The 24,624-nt window shown below is 63.0% G+C and carries 29 protein-coding genes; 3 read left to right on the top strand and 26 right to left on the bottom strand.

All coding sequences use genetic code 11. From position 1 onward, the window contains the following. Positions 1–6: 6 nt before the first annotated feature. Genes AB4Y42_RS34325 through AB4Y42_RS34335 form a run of 3 tightly spaced genes read right to left on the bottom strand, consistent with a single transcriptional unit; the run spans position 7 to position 2,515 of the window. Entirely contained in the window at positions 7–1,017 is a 1,011-nt protein-coding gene (locus AB4Y42_RS34325) for a flippase-like domain-containing protein (protein ID WP_368696629.1), read from the bottom strand. Beyond that, the gene (locus AB4Y42_RS34330; RefSeq protein WP_368691243.1) at positions 1,014–1,817 is read right to left on the bottom strand and encodes a 2OG-Fe(II) oxygenase; all 804 of its coding nucleotides are present in this window, start codon (positions 1,815–1,817) and stop codon (positions 1,014–1,016) included. Before AB4Y42_RS34330 ends, AB4Y42_RS34325 begins: the two co-directional genes overlap by 4 nt. Then, positions 1,814–2,515 (bottom strand): CDP-alcohol phosphatidyltransferase family protein, encoded by a 702-nt coding sequence (locus AB4Y42_RS34335; protein WP_368696630.1) that lies wholly within the window; start codon positions 2,513–2,515, stop codon positions 1,814–1,816. Before AB4Y42_RS34335 ends, AB4Y42_RS34330 begins: the two co-directional genes overlap by 4 nt. A gap of 196 nt (positions 2,516–2,711) precedes the next feature. On the opposite strand from AB4Y42_RS34335, the gene AB4Y42_RS34340 reads away from it, so the two are divergent. Further along, a complete protein-coding gene (locus AB4Y42_RS34340) occupies positions 2,712–3,974 on the top strand; it encodes a tyrosine-type recombinase/integrase (RefSeq protein WP_368696631.1) in 1,263 nt (420 codons plus the stop codon). A 62-nt stretch (positions 3,975–4,036) separates the two neighbouring features. Continuing rightward, the gene (locus AB4Y42_RS34345) at positions 4,037–4,336 is read left to right on the top strand and encodes a hypothetical protein (RefSeq protein WP_368696632.1); all 300 of its coding nucleotides are present in this window, start codon (positions 4,037–4,039) and stop codon (positions 4,334–4,336) included. A gap of 11 nt (positions 4,337–4,347) precedes the next feature. Here the strand turns inward: AB4Y42_RS34345 and AB4Y42_RS34350 are convergent, their stop codons facing one another. From AB4Y42_RS34350 to AB4Y42_RS34375, 6 genes are all read right to left on the bottom strand, one after another. Further along, a complete protein-coding gene (locus AB4Y42_RS34350; protein WP_368696633.1) occupies positions 4,348–5,178 on the bottom strand; it encodes a patatin-like phospholipase family protein in 831 nt (276 codons plus the stop codon). Beyond that, positions 5,175–5,639, bottom strand: a complete 465-nt coding sequence (locus tag AB4Y42_RS34355; RefSeq protein WP_368696634.1) for a hypothetical protein — start codon at positions 5,637–5,639, stop codon at positions 5,175–5,177. Before AB4Y42_RS34355 ends, AB4Y42_RS34350 begins: the two co-directional genes overlap by 4 nt. A 64-nt stretch (positions 5,640–5,703) precedes the next feature. Further along, positions 5,704–6,021, bottom strand: a complete 318-nt coding sequence (locus AB4Y42_RS34360) for a hypothetical protein (RefSeq protein ID WP_368696635.1) — start codon at positions 6,019–6,021, stop codon at positions 5,704–5,706. A 48-nt stretch (positions 6,022–6,069) separates the two neighbouring features. Beyond that, positions 6,070–6,525 (bottom strand): glycoside hydrolase family 73 protein, encoded by a 456-nt coding sequence (locus AB4Y42_RS34365; protein WP_368696636.1) that lies wholly within the window; start codon positions 6,523–6,525, stop codon positions 6,070–6,072. A 106-nt stretch (positions 6,526–6,631) separates the two neighbouring features. Next, positions 6,632–7,180 carry a hypothetical protein gene (locus tag AB4Y42_RS34370; protein WP_368696637.1) on the bottom strand — a complete coding sequence of 183 codons (549 nt, stop codon included), beginning with the start codon at positions 7,178–7,180 and terminating at the stop codon, positions 6,632–6,634. Then, positions 7,177–7,596: a hypothetical protein gene (locus AB4Y42_RS34375; protein WP_368696638.1), complete on the bottom strand. Its 420-nt coding sequence runs from the start codon at positions 7,594–7,596 to the stop codon at positions 7,177–7,179. Before AB4Y42_RS34375 ends, AB4Y42_RS34370 begins: the two co-directional genes overlap by 4 nt. 292 nt (positions 7,597–7,888) lie before the next feature. On the opposite strand from AB4Y42_RS34375, the gene AB4Y42_RS34380 reads away from it, so the two are divergent. Beyond that, positions 7,889–9,676 (top strand): hypothetical protein, encoded by a 1,788-nt coding sequence (locus AB4Y42_RS34380; RefSeq protein ID WP_368696639.1) that lies wholly within the window; start codon positions 7,889–7,891, stop codon positions 9,674–9,676. Between the two features lie 314 nt (positions 9,677–9,990). Here AB4Y42_RS34380 and AB4Y42_RS34385 read toward each other — a convergent pair whose 3' ends face one another. The 17 genes from AB4Y42_RS34385 to AB4Y42_RS34465 all read right to left on the bottom strand — a co-directional run bounded on the left by AB4Y42_RS34385 (position 9,991) and on the right by AB4Y42_RS34465 (position 24,617). Continuing rightward, positions 9,991–11,310 carry a hypothetical protein gene (locus AB4Y42_RS34385; RefSeq protein WP_368696640.1) on the bottom strand — a complete coding sequence of 440 codons (1,320 nt, stop codon included), beginning with the start codon at positions 11,308–11,310 and terminating at the stop codon, positions 9,991–9,993. A gap of 6 nt (positions 11,311–11,316) precedes the next feature. Then, positions 11,317–11,910, bottom strand: coding sequence for a YmfQ family protein (locus tag AB4Y42_RS34390; RefSeq protein ID WP_368696641.1), 594 nt, complete (start codon positions 11,908–11,910; stop codon positions 11,317–11,319). A 3-nt stretch (positions 11,911–11,913) separates the two neighbouring features. Beyond that, entirely contained in the window at positions 11,914–13,083 is a 1,170-nt protein-coding gene (locus AB4Y42_RS34395) for a baseplate J/gp47 family protein (protein WP_368696642.1), read from the bottom strand. After that, the gene (locus AB4Y42_RS34400; RefSeq protein WP_368696643.1) at positions 13,083–13,535 is read right to left on the bottom strand and encodes a phage GP46 family protein; all 453 of its coding nucleotides are present in this window, start codon (positions 13,533–13,535) and stop codon (positions 13,083–13,085) included. Before AB4Y42_RS34400 ends, AB4Y42_RS34395 begins: the two co-directional genes overlap by 1 nt. Then, positions 13,532–14,125 carry a phage baseplate assembly protein V gene (locus AB4Y42_RS34405; protein WP_368696644.1) on the bottom strand — a complete coding sequence of 198 codons (594 nt, stop codon included), beginning with the start codon at positions 14,123–14,125 and terminating at the stop codon, positions 13,532–13,534. The genes AB4Y42_RS34400 and AB4Y42_RS34405 overlap by 4 nt, the downstream gene beginning before the upstream one ends. Next, entirely contained in the window at positions 14,122–15,201 is a 1,080-nt protein-coding gene (locus tag AB4Y42_RS34410) for a phage baseplate assembly protein (RefSeq protein ID WP_368696645.1), read from the bottom strand. Before AB4Y42_RS34410 ends, AB4Y42_RS34405 begins: the two co-directional genes overlap by 4 nt. A 3-nt stretch (positions 15,202–15,204) precedes the next feature. After that, complete coding sequence (locus tag AB4Y42_RS34415) at positions 15,205–16,638, bottom strand: DNA circularization protein (RefSeq protein ID WP_368696646.1); 1,434 nt, start codon at positions 16,636–16,638, stop codon at positions 15,205–15,207. Beyond that, positions 16,635–18,494: a phage tail tip lysozyme gene (locus AB4Y42_RS34420; protein ID WP_368696647.1), complete on the bottom strand. Its 1,860-nt coding sequence runs from the start codon at positions 18,492–18,494 to the stop codon at positions 16,635–16,637. Before AB4Y42_RS34420 ends, AB4Y42_RS34415 begins: the two co-directional genes overlap by 4 nt. 58 nt (positions 18,495–18,552) lie before the next feature. Next, positions 18,553–18,894, bottom strand: coding sequence for a phage tail assembly protein (locus AB4Y42_RS34425; RefSeq protein WP_368696648.1), 342 nt, complete (start codon positions 18,892–18,894; stop codon positions 18,553–18,555). Positions 18,895–18,896: 2 nt separating this feature from the next. Next, on the bottom strand, positions 18,897–19,280 hold the full coding sequence (locus AB4Y42_RS34430; RefSeq protein WP_368696649.1) for a phage tail tube protein: 384 nt from the start codon (positions 19,278–19,280) through the stop codon (positions 18,897–18,899). 63 nt (positions 19,281–19,343) lie between these two features. After that, entirely contained in the window at positions 19,344–20,855 is a 1,512-nt protein-coding gene (locus AB4Y42_RS34435) for a phage tail sheath subtilisin-like domain-containing protein (protein WP_368696650.1), read from the bottom strand. A gap of 79 nt (positions 20,856–20,934) precedes the next feature. Further along, on the bottom strand, positions 20,935–21,198 hold the full coding sequence (locus AB4Y42_RS34440; RefSeq protein WP_368696651.1) for a DUF2635 domain-containing protein: 264 nt from the start codon (positions 21,196–21,198) through the stop codon (positions 20,935–20,937). 29 nt (positions 21,199–21,227) lie between these two features. After that, positions 21,228–21,785: an ABC transporter permease gene (locus AB4Y42_RS34445; protein ID WP_368696652.1), complete on the bottom strand. Its 558-nt coding sequence runs from the start codon at positions 21,783–21,785 to the stop codon at positions 21,228–21,230. Then, positions 21,782–22,114: a hypothetical protein gene (locus tag AB4Y42_RS34450; RefSeq protein ID WP_368696653.1), complete on the bottom strand. Its 333-nt coding sequence runs from the start codon at positions 22,112–22,114 to the stop codon at positions 21,782–21,784. Before AB4Y42_RS34450 ends, AB4Y42_RS34445 begins: the two co-directional genes overlap by 4 nt. A 1-nt stretch (position 22,115) precedes the next feature. Then, positions 22,116–23,153, bottom strand: coding sequence for a major capsid protein (locus AB4Y42_RS34455; protein WP_368696654.1), 1,038 nt, complete (start codon positions 23,151–23,153; stop codon positions 22,116–22,118). A gap of 75 nt (positions 23,154–23,228) precedes the next feature. Next, a complete protein-coding gene (locus AB4Y42_RS34460; protein WP_368696655.1) occupies positions 23,229–23,885 on the bottom strand; it encodes a head decoration protein in 657 nt (218 codons plus the stop codon). A gap of 42 nt (positions 23,886–23,927) precedes the next feature. Beyond that, the gene (locus AB4Y42_RS34465) at positions 23,928–24,617 is read right to left on the bottom strand and encodes a hypothetical protein (RefSeq protein ID WP_368696656.1); all 690 of its coding nucleotides are present in this window, start codon (positions 24,615–24,617) and stop codon (positions 23,928–23,930) included. Positions 24,618–24,624: the final 7 nt, after the last annotated feature.

Here is a 24,624-nt window from a genome sequence, read left to right on the forward strand (position 1 = left end):
AAAAGGTCAATCGGCGACTTCGACAGCGGGGACGCGCAAGGCGCGCCGGCGTTGCCAGCTACGTTCGCTGAAATGCAGATACAGAAGGCCCGGCAAGCCGAGCAGGATTTCTCTCGCGCGCTTGGCGAGCGAGAGCGCGAGCGCCGCCTCGGGCGGCAGGCCGACGAGCGGCGCGAGCAGCAGGTAACCGCCCTCTTGCACGCCCAGCGAACCGGGAATGGCGAAGGCCGCACCGCGAATCGCCTGGCCGATGCTCTCGAGCAGCAGCGCATCGATCCAGCCTACGGGATGGCCGAGAAAGCGCAGCGCGAGCCACACTTCCACCGTGCCCACGAGCCAGCCCGCGAGGCTCAGCGCGAAGCTGGCCGCCACACGGCCGCGCCGGGCGTAAAGCGACTTCACGGCTTCGTCAATGGCGTCGGCGCGCGTGGCAAGCGCCGACCAGTCGCGCTTGCCGAACACTTTCGAGGCGAGACGCAGCAGGCGGCCGAACAGACCGCGGCGCTGCGCGACATAGAACAGCGCGATCAGGCCGCCGAGCATGGCGGTCGCGATCAGCGCGGCGACGCCGAGGTCGCGCGGCGCGCCATTCGCGGCGTAGGCCGAAAAAAGCACGATGCCGAATACGGCGAAGACAATCTGCGCGACGGCTTGCAGCGTCGTGCTCACGGTGATGGCCGCTGCCGCGTTGCGCATTTGCATGCCGCGTTGCCCGAGCTGGCGCACCATCGCTACGGGGCCGCCGATCTGGCCCGCAGGCAACAGGCTGTTGACCGATTCGCCGGTCCACCGCGCGAGCAGTGCATCGCGCTGGTCGACGCGCTCGTCCTTGCCGAAGAGCACGGCGATCGCACCCGCGTCGAGTGCGAGCGGCACGACGTGGAACGCCGCGACGAGGACGAGGCCCCAGCCGGCGGCCGCGAGCGCACCCGTGACCGAGCCGAGCCCCTGCCAGGCGAGCAGCGCGATGAAGAGTGCCGTGCCGATCGACAGCAGCAGGATGGCAGCACGGCTCACACCTTGCCTCCCAATGCCTTGCGGAACACCTGGCGGAAACCGAAGTACGCGATGGCGTCCTTCATGTTCGAAATGAAACGCCGCCACGGGCGCATGTTCGGGTTCGTCACGTATTCGAGCGTGAGCGACACGCGCACTTCGCCCTCGAGACTCGGCGTGACGCGATGGCGAAGCTTGTCGCCGTCGAACACGATGAGCGCGCCCGGCGGGTACTGCACCGAGCCCGGTTCATCCGCCTTGTTCGGGTCTTTCGTGTGCAGCTCGTAGTCGAGCTTGCACGACGACTCGTCGATCACGCCGAGCAGCACCGTATAGCGGCGGCCGTCGTAATAGGACGTGTCGTAATGCCAGCCGATGTGATCGCCGGCGCGTGTGTAGTAATAGAGCGCGTAAGCGTGCGGGTCGTCTTCGGGCGAAAGCTGCAGGCGGTCGCCCGTGATCTTTTCGAGCCACGCGATGAGCTGCGGCGAGCGGTAAAGCTCGGCGATGTACGGCGCGAGGCGGTCGATGGTGTGACGGCTCACGCTGCCGCCCGCCTTGTGGCCCGGCAGATAGTTGCGGTTGACTTCGGGAAGCAGCGCGTCGGCCGCGTCGATCAACTGTTGCGTGGCGTCGGCGGGCAGAAAATCGGAGAGGTACAGGAACGAGCCCTGGCTCTGGTAGTCGTCGCGCAGGCGCGCGGTGTTCAGCGGTTGCAGCGCGCGGCCGATTGCGCCGTCCGGCTCGCCGGCCGCCGCGCGGGCTGGCGCGGGCTGGCGCGGGGGCGCTACGACCGGTTCTTGTTCTGCTTGCAAGCTCATCGGCTGCTCCACACCTGGGGGGTTTCCTTGGCGGGGCGCAGGCGGCGCGTCACGCGCACATAGTCGAGCACCACCCAGATGGCAAATAACGGCGCCCCGATCGAAGCCGCGATAATGAATGGCGACACGACGCCCGTCAGCGTGACAAGGGGTAGCAGATACAGCACGTCCTCGGTCTCGAAGCCGCCGGCGAACGCCTGCTGGGTGCCCGCCTTGCCGGCCATTTCCTCGATGCGCATGCGCAGGAAAAAGATCACGGCGACCGCGACGCCCGCGATGCCGCCGAGCACGGCCGGCGGCACACGCCATTCGGTGCCGGAATGGGCGGCCACGACGCCGAGGCCGTAGCCCATGCCGAGGAACAGCAGGACGGTGACGAGCGCGTCCGCCGCGAGATCGTAGAAATGCCCGATGCGGCTGGTTTTGCCGCTGATACGCGCCAGTTCGCCGTCGGTATGATCAACAAAATTCGACAACACGATCAGAAACGCGCCAATATTGACGTGCAGAAAGTCTCCGCGCGCCAGAAAAAACCCGCCGGCAACGCCAATCAGGAGTCGCAGCGTGGTCAGATGATTCGGGGTAACGCGCGTGGGTACAAGCGGAGTGACAAGCCAGCGCGCCGCGCGAGCGTCCCACGTGCGCGGCGGCGGCACCGCTTTCGGAGCCATTTTTACAGGTTTGTCTTTTTCGGTCATAACCGCGCAGTATATGAGAATGTGTCGCATTGTGCATCATAGTGTCACACGACTGTGCATAAGCGATTGATTCGCAAGGATATCAGCATTGCAAGGTATGTAATGATGTCCCATCACGTCACACGGTTCGTTGGTAGCTAGACTGGTAGCTGGAACTCGCAAATAATCCGCTCGACAAACCCTCGAGCAAACAACAATGCCACGCCTCCACCACGCGCTCGACGACCTCCAGCTGCGCCGCTGGGTCGCCCTGGGCGAACCCGTTGCAAAGAGCGACGGCGACGGCCTTACCTTTACGCTTTCCGATTTCGGCAGCGCTGCCTGGGTGCTCCGCTACAGCCGTGGATCGCGCCGGCGCGAGCTCACGCTCGGCGCCTATCCCGACCTCACCCTTTCTGAAGCTCGGAAGAAGGCGCGCGCGTACCGTGTCAAGATCGAAGCCGGCGAGGATCCGGCGGCTGACAAGCGCGTCGCAAAAGCCCGGGTGCGCGAGGCGATAACGATCGACAAGCTGTGCGACACGTTCGTCGAGAAGCGTTTACCGGACCTCGCCGAGAACACCCGAAATATGTACACGTGGCTGCTCGATGCGACCATCCGGCCGAAACTCGGGCCAATCGAGGTGCGCGCCGCGAGGCCGTCTGACATCGTCTATATGATCGAAACCAGCGGCCATCCCTTTTCGGTCTGCAAAACGCTGCTCGGGCTTACGAGTCGAGTTTTTTCCCATGCGACCGGCAAAAGAATCATCGATGCGAACCCGGCATCCGGAATCGACCTGGAAGCGATCCTCGGGCAGGAGCCGAAGCGACGCAAGCGCCTGATGCTCACGGAGGAGGAGATGCGCGTCCTTCTGCCGGGCGTCGACAAGCTGCTCGGCCGGCGCAATGGCCTCATGTTCCGCATCCTGCTCGCGACGTGCGTGCGCACGCGCGAGCTCGTGAAGGCCGAGAAGTCCCTCATCGACCTCGAGCGTGGCTGCTGGCGTGTGCGTGGCGAGACGGTCAAGACGAGAGAGGGTTTCCTCGTTCCCCTGCCCCCGCTCGTCGTCGGCTGGTTCCGCGAGCTCATCGCGCTGTCCGGCGATTCGCCGTGGCTCTGCCCTACGCGCTGGAGCAACAAGGAAGGCCACGTGAACATGCACATCCTGCGCGATGCGATCACCGAGGCGTTCGTGAGCAAGGGCCTCGAGATCCGCCGCTTCACGCCGCACGACACGCGATCGACCGCAAAAGGGCACCTCCGCAATCTCGGCTTCTCGAGCGAGATAAGCGAGATCGCGCTGAACCACAAACTGAAGGGTATCGAAGGTGTCTACGACGTGCGCGAGGAGATCCCGGAGCGCCGGCGCGCGATGGAGGCCTGGGCGAAGTTCATCGGCGACTGTTGCGACGGAACCACGCCGCACGAGGATCGCACTTCGAACGTCGTGCAGTTCAAGCCACGGCGCGCCGCATAGCTCCTACCTCGTTGCGCGGGCGGTGTGATACTGTATAAACGTACAGTATTTTGAGAAGCATCATGCCGCACCGCCCTCCACTCACCGCCGCCCGGCTCTCCCAGATCTGGGACGAAAATCCTGACCCTGTCGTACTCGAGTTGCTGTGGGAGATCCACCGGCTACGCTCGACGATCTCGCGCGCCAATCAGATTCGTAACTTCATTGGGGCCCGCGGACATGGCGCCGTGCCCTCATCGGTATGGGAATGCTTCGTTCGGGAGCTTGACGCAGAACCCTGCCTGACCGACAAACCGACGCCGCGGCAGGATGCAGTCGTCGAAAGGATATTGGCGCGGCCGTCGAAGAAGGACGGCCGCTGACGTGTAGACGTCTATTGGAGGGTAGTACCTGCCGGCGCAGCGATGAGAGCGAGCGCGGCCTTCGCTGCGTTGTAGCCGTCATTGAACAGCCGCTGCCGCAGCTCGAGCGGCATCGTGCGATCGAGCGTCGACGCATAGCCGGTCTCGACGAACGCCATGTGCGCGCCGGCCGCCTGCGCGGCCGACACGTGCGTCGACTCGCATGCCGAGAGCATCAGGTCGATCAGCCGCTCGGAGAACCCGAAAGGCGACAGCGGCGTATCGGGTTGCATCGGCAGATCCTGACTCACGAGCTGCACGCCGAGCCGCGGCACGTCGTCGACCTTCAGGCGATCGACGGGAATGTTGTTCACCATCCCGCCGTCGGCGAGCAGCGACACCCCCAGACGCACCGGCTCGAACGCGAAGGGAATCGACGTTGATGCGCGCACCGCCTGCGCGACCGCGACGCTCGGCGTCGTCACGCGCGAGAACTCGAACGGTGCCTCGCTCGCAACGTCCGAAGCCACCACCGTGAGATCCGTCGACAGCTGACCGAACGTGAGGCCATTGGTTTGCTCGGTCAGCCAGTCGAGCAAACGCCGCCCGTCGCAAAACCCGCGCAGGCGCAGCGCAGCGAGCGGGCTGAAGGACAGCATCCCCGACCAGTCGAACGTCAGGGCGAGCGTCTTCATGTCCGACAGCTTCATGCGGCACGCCGCCATTGCCGCAACGATGCTGCCGCCCGATGTGCCCGCCAGCTCGACCGGCTCGAAGCCGGCGTCCGCGATCGCCTGCAGGGCGCCGACATGCGCCGGCACCTTGAAGCCCGAGCCGCTCAATGCGAGGCGGATTGGCTTCATTGCAGGGGCGTTCCCACCAACGGTGTCGATGCGGGCGCTGGTGCCGATGCAGCTGCGGCCGGCGCCGTTGTCGCGGTGATGAGCTGATCGATCATCGCCTGCACCATCGGCCCGAACGTCTGGAGCCCCAGGAGGATCGCAGGCTGGTTGGGCAGCATGGGAAGCGCCTTCACGATCGTGATGGCCGCCGGCAGCAACGAATCGTGAAAATTCTTCAGGTCGGCGACGTTCAGCTGCGCCCCAGCCTTGCATAGCGCCTGGTTGGCAGGAAGCACCGTCGTATTGATCGTGTCCTGCTGGGCGGCCGTGAGCATCGGCGACTGGCCGATGATCTGCAGATCGCCATTCACGATCGTGCAGCCGGTCTGAAACTGTTCCTGCACGGTCGGCAGCGATTTACAGCCGACGAGCGCAACAGCGGCGAGCAGGGCGAACCCTGCCGCAATACGCGACATCTTCATGGTGAGAACCTTCGGGAGTTGAGTGCGGCGATCGCCGCGAGAACCTGCTGAAGAGAACGACGGATTACTGCACCGCTGCCGGAGCGGCGGCGGTTGGTACGGGTGCGGGTTGCGCTACAACGACAGGCGCCGGCGCAGGAGCCGCGGCGATCGGCAGTGCAGGCTCTGCAGGCGCAGCAGGCTCGGCGAGCTGAGCGCCGCCGGCGCCCGGCTCGCTCGCCGCCGCGCCGCCGCTCGTTGCAGCATGGAAGACACCGAGCCCTGTGAGAGCGGCGACGATCCCCATGACGAGCTCTTTCGGGTCAGCCTGATGTGTGAATACCAGCGCGCCCCATAGGGCAAACAACAGTGTGGCGGCGAGCAGCTTGATCCATGCATTCATGGTTTCCTCTGGGCGAAAAAAAAGCCGCGTCAGCGGCAGTTGGAAAGGTTATGCGTCGAGCTGATTGAGCGCGTGCGCATTGATGATCGAGATGATCTTCGCGGCGTAGTGCGGATCCGTCGCATAGCCGGCCGCGGCGACAGCGCGCGCGAAGAGCGCCCCCGTCGAATACGCGAATGCCGGTGCATAGCGAGGGTTGTCGATCAGGAACTGCGCGCGGTCCTGCAGGCTCGCGAGCCAGCTGTCGTAGACGCGCCAGCTCGCCTGCACGGTGACCGGCTTGCCATCCTCATATTCCGTCGTCGGCAGCGTGACGGTCTGGCCAGTCCAGCTCGGATCTGCCTTCACGCCGAAGAGGTTGAAGTACTTCGTCGCGAGCTGCGACGTCGCCCACCCCGATTCGAGTGCCGCCTGCGCGACGGTGAAACTCGCCGGGATGTTGCTCGAGGCGGCGAGCTGTTGTGCCGGCGGCGCGATCGCCGCAATAAAGTCGTCGGGTGTCATGTTGCCTCTGCGAAGAATCGACGCGCAGGCGCACGCCGCGCCGGGGCTCCGGCGCGCGCGAGGTGTCAGTGGGAAATGGGAACGGCGCTCGAGGAGCGCCAGAAGCTCAGTGGTTGTTGCCTATCCAGGGCTTCGCGGGCAGCGCCGGCCGCACGGCCGTGTCCAGCTTTCGGCTCACTGCTTGCGCGGTGCTCGCGGCTTCATCGACCTTCGTCGCGGTCGCGCTCACCTTCTTTTCGACCTGCGCGCTCGTCTGCTGCGCGGCAGTGGCGGCCGCAGCTGCCTGCCGTGCCTGCTTCAGCATGGCCGCGGTCGTCGCATCGCTGATCCGCGCGCGATCGCCGAGGAAGCGCAGCGTGTAGGCCGCGAGCTCGCGCGTGTCCGCCATCTGGTTGCGCAGATCGTCGAGCGCGGCCGCGTCGTGCTGATTCATTTTCGTGAGGTCATCGATGCGGCCTTTGAACTCACGCACGCATGCCTCGCGCTCTTCGCTGCGCACCAGCGGCATACGGTCGACGAGCTGCATGCGCTCGCGCTGGTTGACCCAGTTCATGACGCTGGCGCCGGCGGCCATGGCCAACAGCACCACCATCGCAAACAGCACGAAAATGTCGATGCGGTGCCAAAACGCCTTCAGTCGTTGCCCTTTCGTCATAGCGTGTCCGTCGGCCGACGGCCTCCAAGCTGTGCCTGCAGTTCAACGATCCGGCGGTCCTTCTCCGCAAGGCTTAGCATCAGCGCCTCGATTTTCAGCCTGTCCTGCAGCCGGTCCTCTGCCGCCTGCTGGACCATCTTGCGGTACCGCGCCTCGGAAACCGACAGCAGCCGCCGATAGCGCGTCTCTCGGGATATCGCCTTGTGGTACTGCGCCTCCCACTCCTTCGACGCCCGGGCGAGGCTCTCGAGCGTCGACGCCTCGATCTCGTCGCGACGCATATCGAGCTTGTCGCTCGACTCCGTCTTCCGCACTCCGGAGATCTCCCGCCGCGCGCGCAGCCAACCGGCTGACATCGTGCCGGCCAGCACGGCAAGAGAAGCCGAGATGCCAGAAAGGAGCTTTACGAGGCTCATGTCGTCGCCGGATGTGGGCATAGGCTTCTTACGCTCTCGAAATATTTTTTGAAATGAAAAAAGCCGCTTCAAGGGCGGCCTTAATATGCGTATCACATACGCATGCTTTCGCAATCACGGGGATGGGGATGTTACCGACTCGAATCCTTACAATCCGATATGGAAATCGACCCACGTGCTGATGGCGACTTATCGGGGATATGTGTTCTGATTCCTCTGAGTCGAGCGGCCCGGAGCGCTGTTCAGTTACACTGCCACCTCGTTCCGGAATGCCAAAACGAGGCTTCGCGCCATGCTCAACACACTGAAGCGCATCTCCTTGGGGGCAGCGCTATTACCAGCCATATTGGTCGCGCTATTGCAGGCACCCCTGAAAGGCGATGTTCCTCCTCTTTTTGCCGCGGGCCTCACGCTCGCGAGCTGCTTCATCCTCTGGCTTCCGGGCTTTGCGCTGTCGGCCATACTTAGATTCGAAAGCGCGGTCGATACGATCTGCGCTTTCGTGATGGGATGTGGCCTCGCGGGTGCCATGCTTTTCATCGGCTGGTTCATCGGTCGACCAGTCGGGCTGGCGATCGAAGTCCTCATCGCCACCGGCAGCATTGCCGTAATCGCGAGCTACCCGGTTCCGGTCAGAGACCTGAAACGCCCGGCGTTCCTCGCCATCGTTGCCGCAGTGCTCTACATCGCGATCGCGGCGGACCACGGCGGCATGATTCATGCGAATGCGCGTGTTGCGTACCGCTATTGGGATGGTCCGGACAATGTCATTCCGCAGTTCTTCACAGATGCCATCTTGAAGGGTAGGCAATATCTGACGCCTACTTTGCCGGGAATGGGCGACTGGCAAGCCAGTGACCGACCGCCGCTTTTGACGGGCATGATGCTCTCTGCCTATCCGTTTGTCGCTGACACGCAAAGGGACGCTCTGGCACTGACCCTCGGCATCGCCGCGAACGTCCTTTGGGTTTTTGGTCTCTGGGCATTCCTGCGCGCAATACGCGTCCGCGAGAATGTCGCAAGCTTCGTCTCGGTGCTGGTGATACTCTCCGGCCCGGTTTACATGAACACTGTATACGTATGGCCAAAAATGCTTGCCGGCGCGTTCGTGTTATGCGCCGGCGCAATGTTGGCGACTCGTGGACCAGTGACAAAACTGCGCGCGATCATTATCGGGGCCTGTGTCGCCCTGGGGATGCTATCGCATGGCGCCATTATCTTCGGAGTGTTCGGCCTGATCCCGCTTTTCGTGACGAACCGCCGACATTGGAACGCCCGGCTCATCGTCATTTGTGCAGTATCGAGTGTGGTGCTTTACGCGCCATGGATGGCCTATCAGAAATATTTTGATCCTCCAGGCGATCGACTCGTGAAATGGCATCTCGCCAACCTTCACGAAATCTCGCCAGAGAAGCCGCTTGAAGCGATCGTTGGCTCGTATCGAGCGCTGAGCGCGCGCGAACTCTGGACGAACAAGCTGAACAACCTCCGGATGATTGTCGGCGTCTTCCCGTTGCCCGATACCATTCAACCAGGATGGAGGGACAACACTGCGGGAGAAATTCGCCGTCACCAGTCAACTTCCGTGGGCATCTCGGCACTGTTTGGAATTGCAGGACTCTTGCTGCTGTTCAGGCGCAGGCATGAAGAGTGGTTCTCCCCCCTGCTTAAAGTGATAGTCTCCTCGACGCTTGCATACGTCCTCATCGAGTTCGGCGGCTCCTATTGGGCGATCGCATGGTTGCACACAGCACCATATTCATTACTGCTGCTTTGGGTCGCCTTGGGCCCATTGCTTGTTGCGGATTCTCCAATGCTCTCGCGTGCGATGTTGACTGCAAGCACCGCTGCATTCGTCTGGGTGTGGATCGTCGCCGCTGGAAGGCTTTCGTATCACGGTACTGGAATGGGTCACACGGACGGCGCGATGACTGCGGTCCAAGTTGTGTGCATCATCGCGCTCGTCTGGAAAGCAATCGTATGGTCGAGACGGCAAACTGCCGCTGCACCAATCAAGTACCGGCAGGATACGCGGGGCGAGTTGGCATCGGTTGCGTTGCATCGCCGGTCGGAGCACTAACGATAGCGCGAAGCGCCTTTCGATACGTGATCCACGCCGCAGGCAGCGCAACCGCGTTTTCATAGCATCGCAATACGGTTTTGTCGCTCTCCGTTAGCGCGGCCTGTGTCGTTTGCTGGTATGCCAACCAAGACGGCTTTGTCGGATCATGCGCCGCATAAACTGCCTCGACAGACGCGATCTGTGCGGCAGTCATGGACGGACCAAAATAAATTGATCCGTCCGGCGACCATGAAAATGGCAAGCCGCTCAAGCCCGCTTCGGCAAGTTCATCGATAAATGATGGACCAATGGCTTTTGTCGACATTAAATCCTCACTGAAGAATTTGACCCATGATGTCGCATTGATAGGTAATCGTATTACCTGAGTTGCACGCGACATATGCGGTAGCGGTATGACGTCCATCCGTCGCGTTCGCGGCAATCTCCGAAGCAATTGACGCGTTTGAGTTTGCGGACGGCGAAAACACCCAGGATAACGTTCCAGAGTTTGTTGCGGAATCCGCCTGCAGCGTCATGCTACCTTGGCCGCCCGACACATTAACCGATCCATAACCTGTAAGGCGTGCATTGATCGCGTCTCCCGCAAGGTACATGCCGATGAACGTTTTACCGGTCGATACGAGCGTCGTGCTAGTCGATGTGCCGTTGAATGAGCCAATGTTTATGGCTTTCAGAAAGCGGTTGAAGAACGAACAGCACAGGCGCGTCGTTGCATCGTCCTGAAATTGCGAAGCGGCGTTCGTGCCGACCATACCAACGAAGCGTTGCGTCGCATCCCCAGTTTTCGTGAAGATGCCGTTCGATTGGCGGGTATAGCCAGTCGTCGAGAGGTTGAGCACCATCGATCCACTGACCATCTGCGCGTAAACATAGTAGTCGGTGCTCGCAGCGAGGCCGCTATTCGAAACGCTCACACCTGCAGCCGGAATCTGCTGCGGTACTCCGTTGATCACGAGGTTGTTGCCGTTGAACGGAATCAGCGTCGCGCTCGTCGAGTTCGCGACCGTCAGTCGGCACTGACCGTCGCCCACTTGCTGCAGCTGCGCCGCGTGCGCCGGCTGCGTCGCGGGGGGAACCTGCTGTGCGCCTCCAGCGCATTCCATCAGCACGCAAATGGGACTGCCGCCGTTGACACCAGCGATCGTCGCGTGCATCAAGATCGCCGTACCTCCGACGAACAGTTCTGCGCCCTGCAATGGAAGAAGGCCGAGTCCGTAGATTGGTATCGCAGCTAAACCGTCAGGTGCGTATGTCGAAGGCCCAGTGTTCGCGTGCGCGATCTTGACGGCCTGCACTATGCCGTCGCCCCACGTTCCCGCGACCAGCGGCGTCGCATTAACCGCAGCGTATGCGTTCGCCGTACCCGTATCCGTTAGAACCGTCGTGGTCTGAACGATGCGCCGGAGCGCCGCAGCAATTTGGGCATTGTTCGTGCGATCGGGTATGACGCCGGCGGCCGTGAGAATTGCGATCAGCTCTTCCTGGATCGCGTTGTACTGGTATGACGGCCAGCGCGTCGCCGGCACATTGGTCGCGGGGTTGCCGTCGGTCGCGCCTTGCGGCGTGCCGGTGGTCGGCGCGGTGTCCGCCTGGGCCATCGGCACAGAATTCGCTGCGATTATTCGATCCATGTTCGGTCAGTCCGAATATGAGAAGTTGAGAATGGTGTGAGCAGGAGCGATGCGCTCGAGCTCGCACTGAAGAACGTTGTTTCCCCATGTGGCAAATGGAGTCCCGAATGAGCCGCCGAACGTGAGATGGTTGATCGTGAATGTCGGGGCATTCACCTGCCACGCATACGCCCACGCATCTCCTCCGAACGGCATGCCAAAGGCCATGCCGAACTGTGCGGGCACGAACTGGGTAATCGTGATCGAGTAGCCGATCGCGCTGGCAACGGCGGTGAAGTATGAGATTGACTGGCCTCCGCTCGCGGTGAGACGCCCGACCACCTGCGCGACGCGCTGCTCAGTAGTCGGGGCTTCGCCTGCGCATGGGTCGGGAAGCCCGAGCGTCGATTCCCACTCTGGCAGCAGCTCGTAGGTCGATCCCGGAAAAGCGTCGATGAGCAGATTGTTTGCGCGCGCATTCAAGCGCGCAAACGCAGGCGTGAGCGTGCCGAGCGTTTGAGACTGCATCGCGTCGCTGTCGCGCGGCCATACGCGGCCGCGCGGCAAATGCGCCTGCAACGCGCGGAGATAATCCGCAGCACTGTAGTTGGGTGCAAGCATGGATCAGATGTAGGTGACGGTGCCGAGCACAGGCAGCTGACCTGCGCCCATGGTGATATTTGCATTCGGGGAGAGAGCGGTCGTCACGCCTGCGACAGTGCTCGTCACCGCGGTGATCAGATAGCCACTCGTGCCCGGAACCGAATTCACCGCGCCCGCGATGTCGGACCAGTCGATCGTCCCTTTAGGCTGACCATTCCGAAAGAAAACGTCCGACAACGCCGATTTGACCGCGGCCTGAGTGGTACTTCCCACCGCGCTCAGTCCGGAGATTGTGAAACCGATCTGGTTTTCGATCGGCGAGCAGGCGTAGACGAGCGCCGTCACCGGCTGTTCGGTGACTATTGCGTCTGCGACCGTCAGCTGGTCACCAGTGGCCACGACACCCCGCGGAGTGCCCGTCGGGCCTTGATCGTGCTGCGAGACGCCGTTCGTTCCCTGGGGGAAACCGGCATGAGCAGATTCGACGAGGTCCATCATGAAATAGACGACGACGGTGCCGGGCCCGAATCCATTGGGCTGACACCAGGCACGCGTGACGCCCGCTATAGCGGTCGCCCATTGCACATAGTCGTTTTGATCGCCCCCCTGTGCCGGGTTCTGATACGCGTCCATCACCCGCGTGCGATAGGCCTCTTGTTGCTCCACGTCGACGCCATTCGTTACTGTTCCCGAGACAGCGCCCGTCGACGGGACACCAGGGATCGCTGTCGTGAGCGTCATCGACGTTCCGTTATCACAATTCGCCGCGCTGCCGGCAACCGCCGCCTGCACTTCGACTGTGACGGTCCCGTCGGACGCCACTTGCGTCGACGACAGGACGGTGTAGAGCGTATTGTCTTGCCGCGAGATTCCCGCGCCAGCATTGATCGGTGTGCCTGGGACTGCACCAGTAAAGAGCACATTCAGCACCGCGGCAGATGCTTCCTTCAGGTAGGTGCTCTTGAGTGCGCCCCAGCCAGCGAGATATTCATCCTGGGCGGTCCACGGCACCGCCTGCTTCGCGATCCAGTCGAGATAGCCATAGACACCCCAGATCAACGCGGCGAGCGCAGCGCCGAGTATCTTGAGGACTGCCTTCTGAAGGAAGGCGAGGATCGAACTGAGACCCGTCTGGATGTCGCTCCAGATCTGCGTGCGCAGCTCGGTAAGAGTCGGTCTGGAGTACGGCATTAGTTTGTTCCCCACGCCCAGTTATAGGTCTGCGGTGCGCCGCCGCCCGGCGGCCACGCGACGATCGTGCTGGCCAGCATGTCCGTGCGGGCCCATTGCACGCCTACGTCAAAGCGCGCGACGACGCTTTTATCTATCAGCCATTGAATCGCCTCGACGATGTAGTCGTAGGCATCGCGAAGCGTTTCGTCAGTGGGCGATTTGCGCCGCGCGAGCAGCCACAGACGAGAGCCCGTGAGGCCCGTCGGATCATCCGCGCCATCGTCGCCCCACCAGCCGCGTCGGTCGTTCGAGCCGTCGGGGATGACGTCGTCATCCGCGGCTTGGCGATCGCTGAACAGGCTGAACAGGAGTGCCGTCTGCAGGTCGTCACCCGTCGCGATGTCATTGGCAAGCAGCTGCCAGTCCCCGCGCCCATTCGCGGCATCCCAATAAATCTTGATGTCGCTCATTCGTCCTGGTCCGGAGGATTGGTTTCGATCGTGCTACTGCCGCCTTGTACATTCACCACCTTGTGCGTATGGCCATTCGCCACTTGGCGCATACCGGCCATCGAGCGCGAATTCGTTTGGTAGTTGTCGATGATGTCGCCGGACACCTTGAGCAGCGGTGTGTTCATGACGACAGAGGTCGACGCGTTGATCGTCACGGCCGTGGCGTTATCCACCTCAACCGGTTGCCCATTGGCCGCGACCTTGATGCCGCCGCTGGCTGTGAGATAGATCTGCTTGCCGTCCTGCGTATAGATGACGCTCTCGCCAGGCGCGAGATTGCGAACGCGGTACTTCTGGTGGTTCGATGCGACGATCACGCCGTTGCTTCGATCGCCACCGACGAAGACCATGGCCACGTCGCTACCCGCCGGCGGATTCGAGCTGAAGCCAAAGTCGTGAACGATCGGGATATTGTCGATCGTCTCGAGGTCGTTCACTGTCAACTGCGCCATCTGCACGGGGCCGGAATCTTTCACGAGATTCACGCGTGCGCGCCCGATGATGTTCAAAATGCGACGCGCGGCGCGGTCCATGAACCCTTTACTCATCGCACAGCCCCGGTAGTACTCGCGTCGACGAACATCGGCTGCAGCGCGATCGGCTCCGCCGCGTACGCCGCGGGATCCATGATGATCAGCTCGGCCGTGGTGCCCTCTTCCGCGTTGCGCTTGTAAGTCACCTCGCCGATGAGCCACGTCTGCTGCGAGATCTTCAGCTTCGGGATATCGACATAGACCAGCGTGTTGGGCGTCCACAGCGTGCCTGATGCATCCCGCCAGCTGTCGGTCTTGACCATCACCATCGCCGCGCGCCCGGCGCGGCGGTTCATCTCCCAGATTGCACGCCGGCGCGCGAGATCCTGAAAGCCCTGGACGGCCTCGGCGACGATGTAACGTTCGCGCACGCGCTTCACGCCGACGTCGCTCACCGTAGCGATCATGTTCGGCCCGATCCCGGCGTCCGTGAACGACAGAACCGATTGCGCGAAACACGTGTAAGACGAGAACCGGTCGCGCGCCGAATAGACGACCGATGCCTCCTGAATGTTCAGGCCCTGCACCAAGCCGCCAGCAGCCTGCACACCGGAATTCGAACGCGCGAGCCGCAAACTCCCGTCCGGCTCGTCGTAGACCAGCAGCTGGCTAAACCGGCTCACGCGCTCGATGATTTCGAACGGCGTCTCGCCGATGAAAACGTTGAACTGCGGAATCGCGATCAGGTCGCTGACATCGCACTTGACCGTGATGCCATAGTGCGCCGCCAGCTTCGTCGCGACGTCGAGCGCCGAGGTGCCGCTGATCTGCCCGTTCGGCCATACAGCCGAGCAATCGACCAGATCCTCACATTTGCTGCGGCCGGCCACACGCACAGTGTGCGTATCCGGGCCGATCGAAGGGATGTAATCGTCGATGTAGCCGGTCAGCACGAGGTCGGCGCCCAGGTCGATAAGGCATTCGTCGCCCGGCTGCACGACGACCTCGGTTACGACGTCCTGCTCGATCTGTTCTTCCGTGAGCCCGATCTCGAAATCCGAAACACAGCGCTCGATGCCACGCGTCACGCGTATGTCGGTCCAGCCCGTAATCGTCTGGTCACCGACGCTCAAAAACAGTTCATCGTCCATCGATCAGTTCGAAAGTGCCTGAAACGTTGCGGGCATAAAGAGCGGATGAACTGGCGCGACCTGCTGCACGAGTTGATCGGCGCGCGTGGCATCGCCATAGATCCGATGAGCCAGTACCAGCGCCGGCAGCGATCCATTGAACGACATCGTCGACAGCGATGCGAGGTCGGCGCCGCGGGCCTGCAGATCTTCGACGACGGAGTTGCGAAGCGTGCGCAGCGCGGCGAACGAATTGTCGTCACTGGCGTCGGCCGCCGTCTCGATCTCGCTGTCGAGCAAGCTCGTGACCGTGGCGATCATCGACGTCGCGTCGTCATACGAGGACGGCTGGTAGACGGACACGGACTGCGCGAGCTGAGATATCGCCGCGCGGCGCAGCAGCGCCGACGTCGCAGCCTCCATGGTCGACATCGCGCTTCCGATCGTCGACGTCGTGTACGTGCCGCTCGGCGCGAAGCTCGCGAGCGATGACAGCGATCGGATCGCGTCCGCGGGTCCCGACATCGTCGCCGCCAGCGCCGCAGCATAAGACTGGGCCGCCGAATTGAGCGCGTCTGACGATGACGGGTTCGCAGCCGCCGCCTTGAGCGCGGTTCCCGCCTGCGTGAGTGCAGCTCGAGCAGTGGCGTCCGCGTTGAGCAGCTGCTGTGCGGTGGTCCCGGCCGGCGCCGACTGGTTCGAGCCGCTGTAGCCCGAATTGCCGGCGCCGAAGAAGCGCCCGAAATTCCCCGCTAGCGTGCTCACGGAGTTCGCGAAGCGCCTGACGTCATTCACGGCCGTCACGCCCAACTGAACCCAGCTCACGGCGACGCCGACGCCCGTCTGGACGATCGCCGCGCCCTCCTGAATTGCTGCGGCCGTCGACTGGACAAAATCGAGCGCTGCGCCCAAACCGAGCGCATCCGCAGCGCTCTGCAAGAGCGACGTCGTGTCGCTCACCGACGAGGTATCCGACCTCACGCCGTTGCGCATGAACGCAAAGCGCACGACGATCACGCGGCCGTGCTCGAGGCTCTCGCCAGCCTCCGCGGCGAGGCACGAGACGTTCTCGATGCGGCCGAAGGTCGGGTGAACCAACGTCTGCGCACCGCTCTCGCAGACCGTCACCATGCGGTCCCGTTGGCCGATGACTGCGCCGCCGCCATACACACGGCTGTTTTCGACCAGAAAGCCGAAGATCTCGAAGCGGCGTGGCAGCTTGCCGAGCTCTTCGACCCAGGCGTCGTCGCGAAAGGCGTACTCGTGCACCGCGTTGCGGGTACCGAAGCGTGTGTTCGTGCTGACGACCGCGAACGGCACGCCGCCGTAGGACGCCTGGCGCAGCGATCCCCACCACGAGTTCGCCGACGGGCCGGTAAGTAGCGATGCGAGTTCGCTCGTCGCGGACGCGACGCCGCCGATGCTGCCGGCCAGATTCGTCAGCGATGCGATGCTCATATTGCAGGTTCCATGAGTGCGGAATCGCCCACGTTCGTGGACGCCGTCGTGTTGCCCGTCGTGCGTACGGTCGCGCGCGTGCCCGGCGGCGCGTTCGGCAGCTCGACCTTCACATGCACCGTGCCATCTCTGCCCTGCGCGACGCTCTGGTTCACCGCGACAGCGTCTGCAGCTCGGCTCGAGGCTTCGCCTTCGACGTCCGCCGGCCGCTCGTAGAGCCGCGAGACGACGTCGCCGGCTTGCGCCGCAGTTTGAGCCTGCGCCAGCGCGTCGCCGGCGCGCTTCTCGGAGCCCTGCCGCATCTCGTAATCCACGAACTGCAGCTGCTGGTCGAGTGTCGAGTTTCGGATATCGATCCCGAAACGCTTGCGAAAGGCGTCCTGCCGGTCCTTATGCCACTGCCCGAGGCCATAGGCCGCGCCGTTGTCGCCGACGGCACTCGCGTTGTATCCGCTCTCGCGGTAGAGGTTGGCGGCAATGCCGGAGGCCTGCGCCGGCGACCAACCCATATCCTCGAAGCGCTGCACGATCGCGCCAGTCTTCGAGCTGTCCGCGGCGCTGTTCACGAACAGGCTGCGGATCGACCGGAAGATCCGGCCACCGAGGCCGCCGTCGGCAGGCGCCGCGACGTTGGGTGTAGCCACGCCGCCGGCGATCGCATCTGCGACGCGCTGATCGCGGCCCTCAGCTGATTCGCCGGGTAGCTGATGGATGCTGCGATCGAGCGCCTTGGCACGCTCTTTCTCCGCGATATAGCCGGCCGCCGCGACGACCGTAGCGCCGCCGGGTCCTGTCGTCGCGGCGATGGTCGTGAGAAGGCCCACGAGCCGTACTGCTTTCGCGATCAGCGTCGTGATGCTCAGGATCGGGCCAGCGAACGTGATCGCGGCGATCGCTGCGGCGATCGTCTGCACGCCACCCAGCGAGTCGACGAACCCCTTTATCTCATCGGCCTTCGCCGACCAGTCCGTCTCCTCGATCCAGCGCGCGATCTTCGGGCCGTACTCGTTTGCGATCGGCCCCATCTCGTCGGCCACCTTTGCGAGCGCCGGCGCGAGAGATGCGCCGACAGAATTCTTCAGCTTGTCGACGTTCGCATCGAGGCCGACGAGGGCCTCGTTATAGCGCTCGCCCTGCGCGATCTGCTCAGGCGTCATCACCGCATTGAGCGAGCGGAATTTCCCGACGTACGCGTCGATCGCCGCACTGCCCTTGCCGAGCAGCGGCGCGAGATCGCTCACGCCGAAGATCTCGAGGAACTTCTGGCGAGCCTGCGTGTTCGAGATCTTCGAGGCGGCGTTCGCCACGTCTTTCAGCGCTTTCGCCGTATCGATCGACCCGTCACGCAGGCGGTGGATGCCGATGCCCTTGTCCGCAAGCACGCCGGCGACGAACGTGTCGCGGCCCGCCGCGGCGTCCTCGAACGCGCTGCCGACAGACTTCAGGCCGTTGGTCATCGACTCGCTCGATACACCAGCGAGCCGCGCTGCACCCTGGTACTCCTGCAGCTCCGTCGTGCCCATGCCGATGCTGTAGGCAGTGTTCCGGATCTGCACAGCATTGCGGCCCCAGCTCGTCGCCAGAGCGACGACGCCGGCGACGGTTGCGGCGCCCGTGAGCGCTGCGACCGGAGGCGCGAGTGACGCGACGCGGCGCGCCGACTCGGTCGCGAAAATCCCGACCTTCTCGATGCTCCGGCCGAGCTTGTCCATCCCCGTCTCTTTCGAGAAAGCGGAGACGGACGCCTTCACGTCCGATATGGGCTTCGTGATCTTGGCGACGGCCTTGTTCACGTTCTGCGCGACGGCCGTTGCCCGGTCGACTGCAGTGATCGTGATCGAAAAAACGTTCGCCATTAGGAGGCCTTTTTCAGACGCATGGCTTGCTCATACCAATAGTTGAACTTCCGCAGCGTCATGCAGCCGGCTGCGTCGGGTCCCCACCGCCAGAAGTAAGTGACGTCTGCGCGTCGGTCCCCGAGGTCTCGCCAGACTGCGGGGGCGTCCAGGTAAAACCCGACAGGTACGTCGTCGCCTCCTCGTAGTCCGTCTTCGTCATCTGGCGCGCGACGATCAGGGGAATGCCGCCGACCATCGAGATCAGCGCGGCATTCGAGGCATAGGCGCTGCCCTGCGTCTGCGCGCTGCGGTCGAGCTCGTCGACCGTCGGCTCGCGCAACGTGATCGAGTCGTAGGTCTTCGTATCGCCCTTGATGGTGATGGGCTTGCGGAGAATGAGAATTTTCGTGTCGTCCATGTTCAGCTCGTGGTGGTTTCAGTGACGCAATCGTCGGGACCCTCGAGACGCACATCGAACTTCGCGTCTTCGGAGTCGACTTCCTGTTCCTCGACCGACCACATGTCGCGCCCGATGATGGTCTTGCCATTCGCGAGCTGCGCGACGCACGTGACGTCGGTCCAGTCGTTGATCGATGCGACCGTCAGGCCGCCCCAATCGCGGAGGTTGAAAGAGATGTACGGCGCCGACGGCTTTTCCTTGTAGCCGTGTACGCGGTCCATGCCCGCCAGCGTTTCGCGTTTCCTGCTGGCCGGCTTGTATTTGAAGTCGCCTGTGATCATGTACGTCGTACCGTCGACCGTCAGCGACGCGGTGCCGGCGAGCAATCCGGTGGGAGATGCCATTGCGAGGCTCCAGAAGAAGAGAGAGCGCCGGTGTGCGGCGCATCAGGGTGTTTGCTCGCGCGATCAGCTCGAGGTGGCGGGGACGATGTTCGAGAACTGCATCAACAGCGCGAAGATGCGCAACTGGTCGATGAGGTAAGCCGGATAAAGCACGTTCACTCGATTGGGGTTGACCGTGCTTTGCTGAACAATCAGGCCTTGCGCAAACACGCTGCTGCCCTGCACGTATCCGTCCTCTTCCATCGACTGGTATTCGGCGATCAGCTCCGCGCGAATGGTCGAAGGCAAAACGACATTCGTGCCCGGGACAACGCGAGTGCCGTCGGCCGCGAGTTTTTTGCGTGCGAATTTCGTTGTGACAACCGACTTCAGCCGGCGTAGCACATACGCCAAGAGATTCATCGTCTCGACTTCCAGATAGCTGTCGTCAGGATCACCGAACGCGTTCTTCTGGTAAGTCGTGATCGCGTTCTCGATCGCGCATGTTCCGTCATCGGCAACGGTGAACGTCGAGATGCCGTCGTAGAGCAGCGTGTTTCGATCAGGTGTCGCAAATCTCATTGCAAGCGGGGGCGCTTGCATCGTCGCGAGAGAGACGGTCTGGAGCGGAAGACCGGGGTCAGCGCGCGCCTCTACCGCAACAGCCGCCGCATAGTCGGCAGCGATCACCCAGCTAGGCGTCGGCGAGCCGTTGAACCCCATGATGGAAGCGTGTTCGTCGTTGCGCGTGACACCGAAAGTCGTGAGTCCGGCGAGAGTGCCGCGATAGGCAGCATATGCGCCACCATAGAGCTGCTCCAGCCAGCTCCAACGTCCGTTCTGCGTGCTCAGGAAGGACTTGATTGCATCGAGTGACGTGCTGTCGGTGTACGGGAACGCGATGAAGTCGAATTCCTGATCGCCGAGATTCGCGAGCGCGTCGACGACGTCCGGGGCAACAAGGCCGCCGGTCATTGCTACGATCGTCGTCGCGAGACCTGCCGGCGTCGATTCGCCCGCCGGCGTGCCGCCGTAGTTCAGCTGCAGGTCGATATCGTTGCCAGCGAGCCCCTTGTTCTTCGCCGTGAAATCGACCTTCGTAGTGACAGTGCCGTCAACCGCTGCCGTCACCGGCAGATCCGGCAGCGTGCCGATCTGCGAGACGAGTGCCGTTGCAATTTGGGCCGCAGTCATCGTCGGAGTGACGACCAGCGAAACAAGCTGGCCACCGATGTAGAGCGACAGGACGCCCGTCGCCGTCGGCGGGCTCGTGAAGTTGATACTGCCGACAGCGGCGACCGACGAAGCGCCATCCGCGAGCGGCAGATACCAGACCTCGCCGAAGGCGTCGCGCTTGCGATAGGCGGCCGTCATCAGCGCGAGCATCGAGCCTTGGCCGCCGACGGCCTTCGCGTCGTTCACGCCCTGGCAGATTCGCGGAACGCCAGCCACGCCGGAGCCGGAGCTCAAGATCTGCCCGATAATCAATGCGCGTTGCGTCTGTTGGCCCGTATTCGCGTTGCTCGGGTCGATGTCCGCATAGAACAGCGGAACGCGCAGGTCCTGCGGGATATTGGGAAAGGAAATGTCGCCCATTCGATGGCTCCGGTGACGATGTCGCCGCCCAAACAAAGAGCCCCGCCGAAGCGGGGCTCACGGACAGCGCACGGATCTGTTAGCTCGAGGTCTTTTCGGTGGCCGCTGCCGCGGCCACTGCGGGTGCAGCGGAGCTGCTCGCCGGCGTTGTGGACTTCTGACCGGTCGCGCGCACGGCGTCGCCGTCGCGCAGACGGCGGCGCCAGTACAAATCGTTGTCGTCGACGAGCATGCCTTCGTCCGGCACGACGGTGGTTTTGACGCCCTCGACAGGCGCGGCGGACAATAGCTGCTTCGTGACCGGGTCACGCAGCATCAGACCCGGTGCGGGTTTCACGTACATGGAAAGCTCCAATGGCGCGCGAGCGCCGCTCAGGTTTGCGGAAGGTCGATCGTCAGCCCGGGCTCGGTCGTGCCATCGGGCATTTCGATGGTCAGATCGACGCCCTGGAGCGGCACTGCGGCCGGCTGGTAAAAGTCGTCGGGCCCCTGCACGTGCTCCATCTCGAGGTCGAGCGTGAGCTCGCCGATCGGCGACTGACCTTCTCGAGGCACGTTGATCGTCGATCGAAATGCAGGGAACTGCTGCAGGAGGCTCATGATGGGCGGGTAGTTGATGAGAGCCGCTTTGATCTGCTCGCGCATGACCTCGAGCTGCTCTTCAACAGCCGCCGCAGCAGCGTCATTCGCTAGCGCTGCTGCCTGCGCACGCGCCGTAACGCGCAGCGTCGTTACGACGGTGAATGCTGGCGCTCCCTGCCGTCCCCAGCTTTCGCCGTGCTCGTCGGGTGTCTGCACGAGCAGCATCGGATACTTCCCGTCCCATGTCGCCCAGGTGCGTGGCGAATAGACGTTCGACCCGGCCGCCGTCGCGCCGCTGACCGTGAGCCCCTGTACCGCAAGCTCGCGAAGGTTGCTGGAAGTCGTCATTGCTTGCCCAGATCCATATAGAGCCAGCCGAGTCCGTCGATCGCCGCATCCTTCACGACGTACGCAACGCCTCCTACCTGAAAGCTGTCGCTCTGCGCAGGGGAAGGCGCGCCGAGCGCGGCAAACTGCGATACCTGCATGCCGAGCGTGGCGACGGTGATATTCCCCTGCGCCTCGCCAGCCTCGTCGAACGTGTGATCCGTGATCAGCGTGAAAACGCCGAGCAGGCCTGCGAAGCTGCCGCCGTCCTTCGGGAGAAAGATGACGGGCTTCTCGTCGCCCAACGTCGCGCTGATCGCGGCGTTGAGCGTGCCGTCGAAGTCGATCACGTCAGGATTCCAGACGACCGCTCTGCAGCATCTCCGGACGCGTGCAGATATGCAGCGGGTAGCTGTAGCCTTCGACCTTCCACCACGAATTGCGGTCGCGATCGAAGATCGGGATCATGTACATCGGTTTGCCCGGCGTATTGACCCATTCGAACGACTCGCCCGGCGCGAGCGCGCGGCGGAAAACGCCGGGCGCACCGACCGGGAAGAATTTGACCTTGTCGTCCGGTATCTTGATCGTCGTGTTGTCGTCCGAACCGCGATAGTTCATCCAGTAGATCCCGGCGAACTTGAACGTATCGAACGCGGCGCCCTGGGCGTCGTCACGCAGATCTGCGGCGGCCGACCAATTCAAGAACGTGCGGATCACGTCCGGATGGTTGACGAAGTCGTCGTAGAACTGATCGCCGCACATGGCATAAACGCGCGTGGAGGGAAGCCATGCACCCTGGGCTTTGCGCATCATCGCCCGGCGGATCACGTTGCAGATCGGTCGGATGCTGTTCGCGGTTCCGGCAGGAAGATCGAAGCCCACTTCAGTCGCCGGCGTGATGCCGAACTCGTCGAAGAAGTCAAAAATCACCGAACCGTCTTTGTCCAGCAACAGCCCCTGCACCGCAGCGAGCCGGTGATATTCCCACGTGTACTCGATATTGCGCAGGATGCCCGTCGGGCCGCTGACGCGACGAGCCAGTTCCGCCTGCAGCTGCATGAGCTCCGATTCCGTACCGAACGCACGGATGTCCTGGATTTCATTCGCGTAGATCGTATCGTCATGCATCAGACGAGGCACCTTGAAGTAGCGCGCCTGACGCTGTTCGGTGACACGCTGCGTGCCTTCCGCGCCGCGCGGCGACGTCGGAATGATGATCAGCTGGCCCTGACGTTGCTCGACAGCGAGCGTCGTGTTGCGGATCGGCTCATCCTCGAAAATATCGAGTTCGCCGAGCCCCGTCGGCTGGTACGGATATTTGTCGACCGCAGCAGTGAGCTGGATGGTCGAGAAGGCATCCTGATGGAATACGTCCAAGCTGGCCATTATTTGGCTCCAGAAAAAATAATGGCCGCTTGCGCGGCCATGGGACAAATGATGTGAAAACCCCGAGGGTGAGACTTAACGGGTGATGATTCCCCGCGATACGAGCTGCCCTTCAGCAGTCGCGATCTGCGCCGCAGTGATGCCCGTCGGCCAGATCAGTTCGCCACCATTCACTTCGGCATCGCGCACCACCGCAAGACCCGGCACGTCGGCCGACGTTGCGTCGTACGTGCCGAACGAGATGCCGGCTGCGATCTGCGTGCCATCGGTCGCCGTCGGGTTCAGGGGCACAAACGTACCGGACACCACCGAGACATCGACGTCGAACTCGTCGCCGACGATAAAGTCGGTCGCGCCATCTGCGATCGCAAACTTGATCTGGTCGGCAAACGTCTGGCCAACCACGATGTCGCCTACCACTTCGCCGTTCGGATCGAACACGCGGAACGTGCCGCTGTTCGTGGCGGCGATCATGCATCGCACCGCGTAAATGCCCGCCTTCGCGTTCGGAAGGACAGGCGTGGTCGCGTCGAGCGTGAACACGCCGTTACCCGTGTTGCCTGCCTTTGCCGTGGCCGTTGCCGTGCCAGCGGCTTTCTTCGCAATGACTTCGCCGGGGAGGTGCTTCACGGCACCGCTGAACGTAGCCGCGTCGCGCGAACGGTGCCCGCGCGCCTCCGACACGAGAAAGCCACCGTCGTGCCGGTTTTCGATGAGAGGAGTCTGAGCCATGATCGGATTCCAGAGTTAGGGAGTGGACTGTGCCGCGTCAGCCTAGCGGCCGCGCCGCGGCTTGGCGCCGGCCTTCTGGAACGCACGATCCCAGCTCGCCTCAACTGCCTGCGCGCTGGTCACGTTGCGATCCCCGTCGATGCCGAGGTTCGGATTCTGTCGACGCCCACGACTGCCCTCCGGCGCCGGCGTTTCGTCGAGAACCTCGATCGCTTCATTGCGCGTCATGGTCGTCGTGAATGCCAGCTTGCAGGCCAGAACCGGATTGCGGCCGGCGCCCTTGCACGCGAAGATCGCGGCGCACCGCGCACGCTCTCGGCGACGCGCGCGAGCAACCGCACTCTTGCCGCGCATCTCTTCCTCGTCGTCATCGCCTTCTTCGGCTCGCTCGTCGTCATCGTCATCGGACGCGCGTTTGCCCTTTTTGCCCTTGCCACTGTCGTCGTCATCCTGGCGCTCGTCGTCATCGGACGCGCGCTTGCCACGTTTGCCTTTGTCGTCGTCGTCGTCGTCGTCCGAATCACCGCCCTCGGCGCGCTTGCCCTTCTTGCTGTTGCCGTCCTCGCGATCCTGCTGCTGATCGTCTTCATCGTCGGACGCGCGCTTGCCCTTCTTACCCTTGCCGCTGTCGTCGTCATCATCCTGACGGTCGTCGGATGCGCGTGGGCCGCGACCGAGATGGGCGAAGCTCAACCCACCTCGCGAGGCAAGGTTTCGAAACAGATTGCTCATTGGATTT

Source organism: Paraburkholderia sp. EG286B, assembly GCF_040965655.1.
GTDB lineage: Bacteria > Pseudomonadota > Gammaproteobacteria > Burkholderiales > Burkholderiaceae > Paraburkholderia.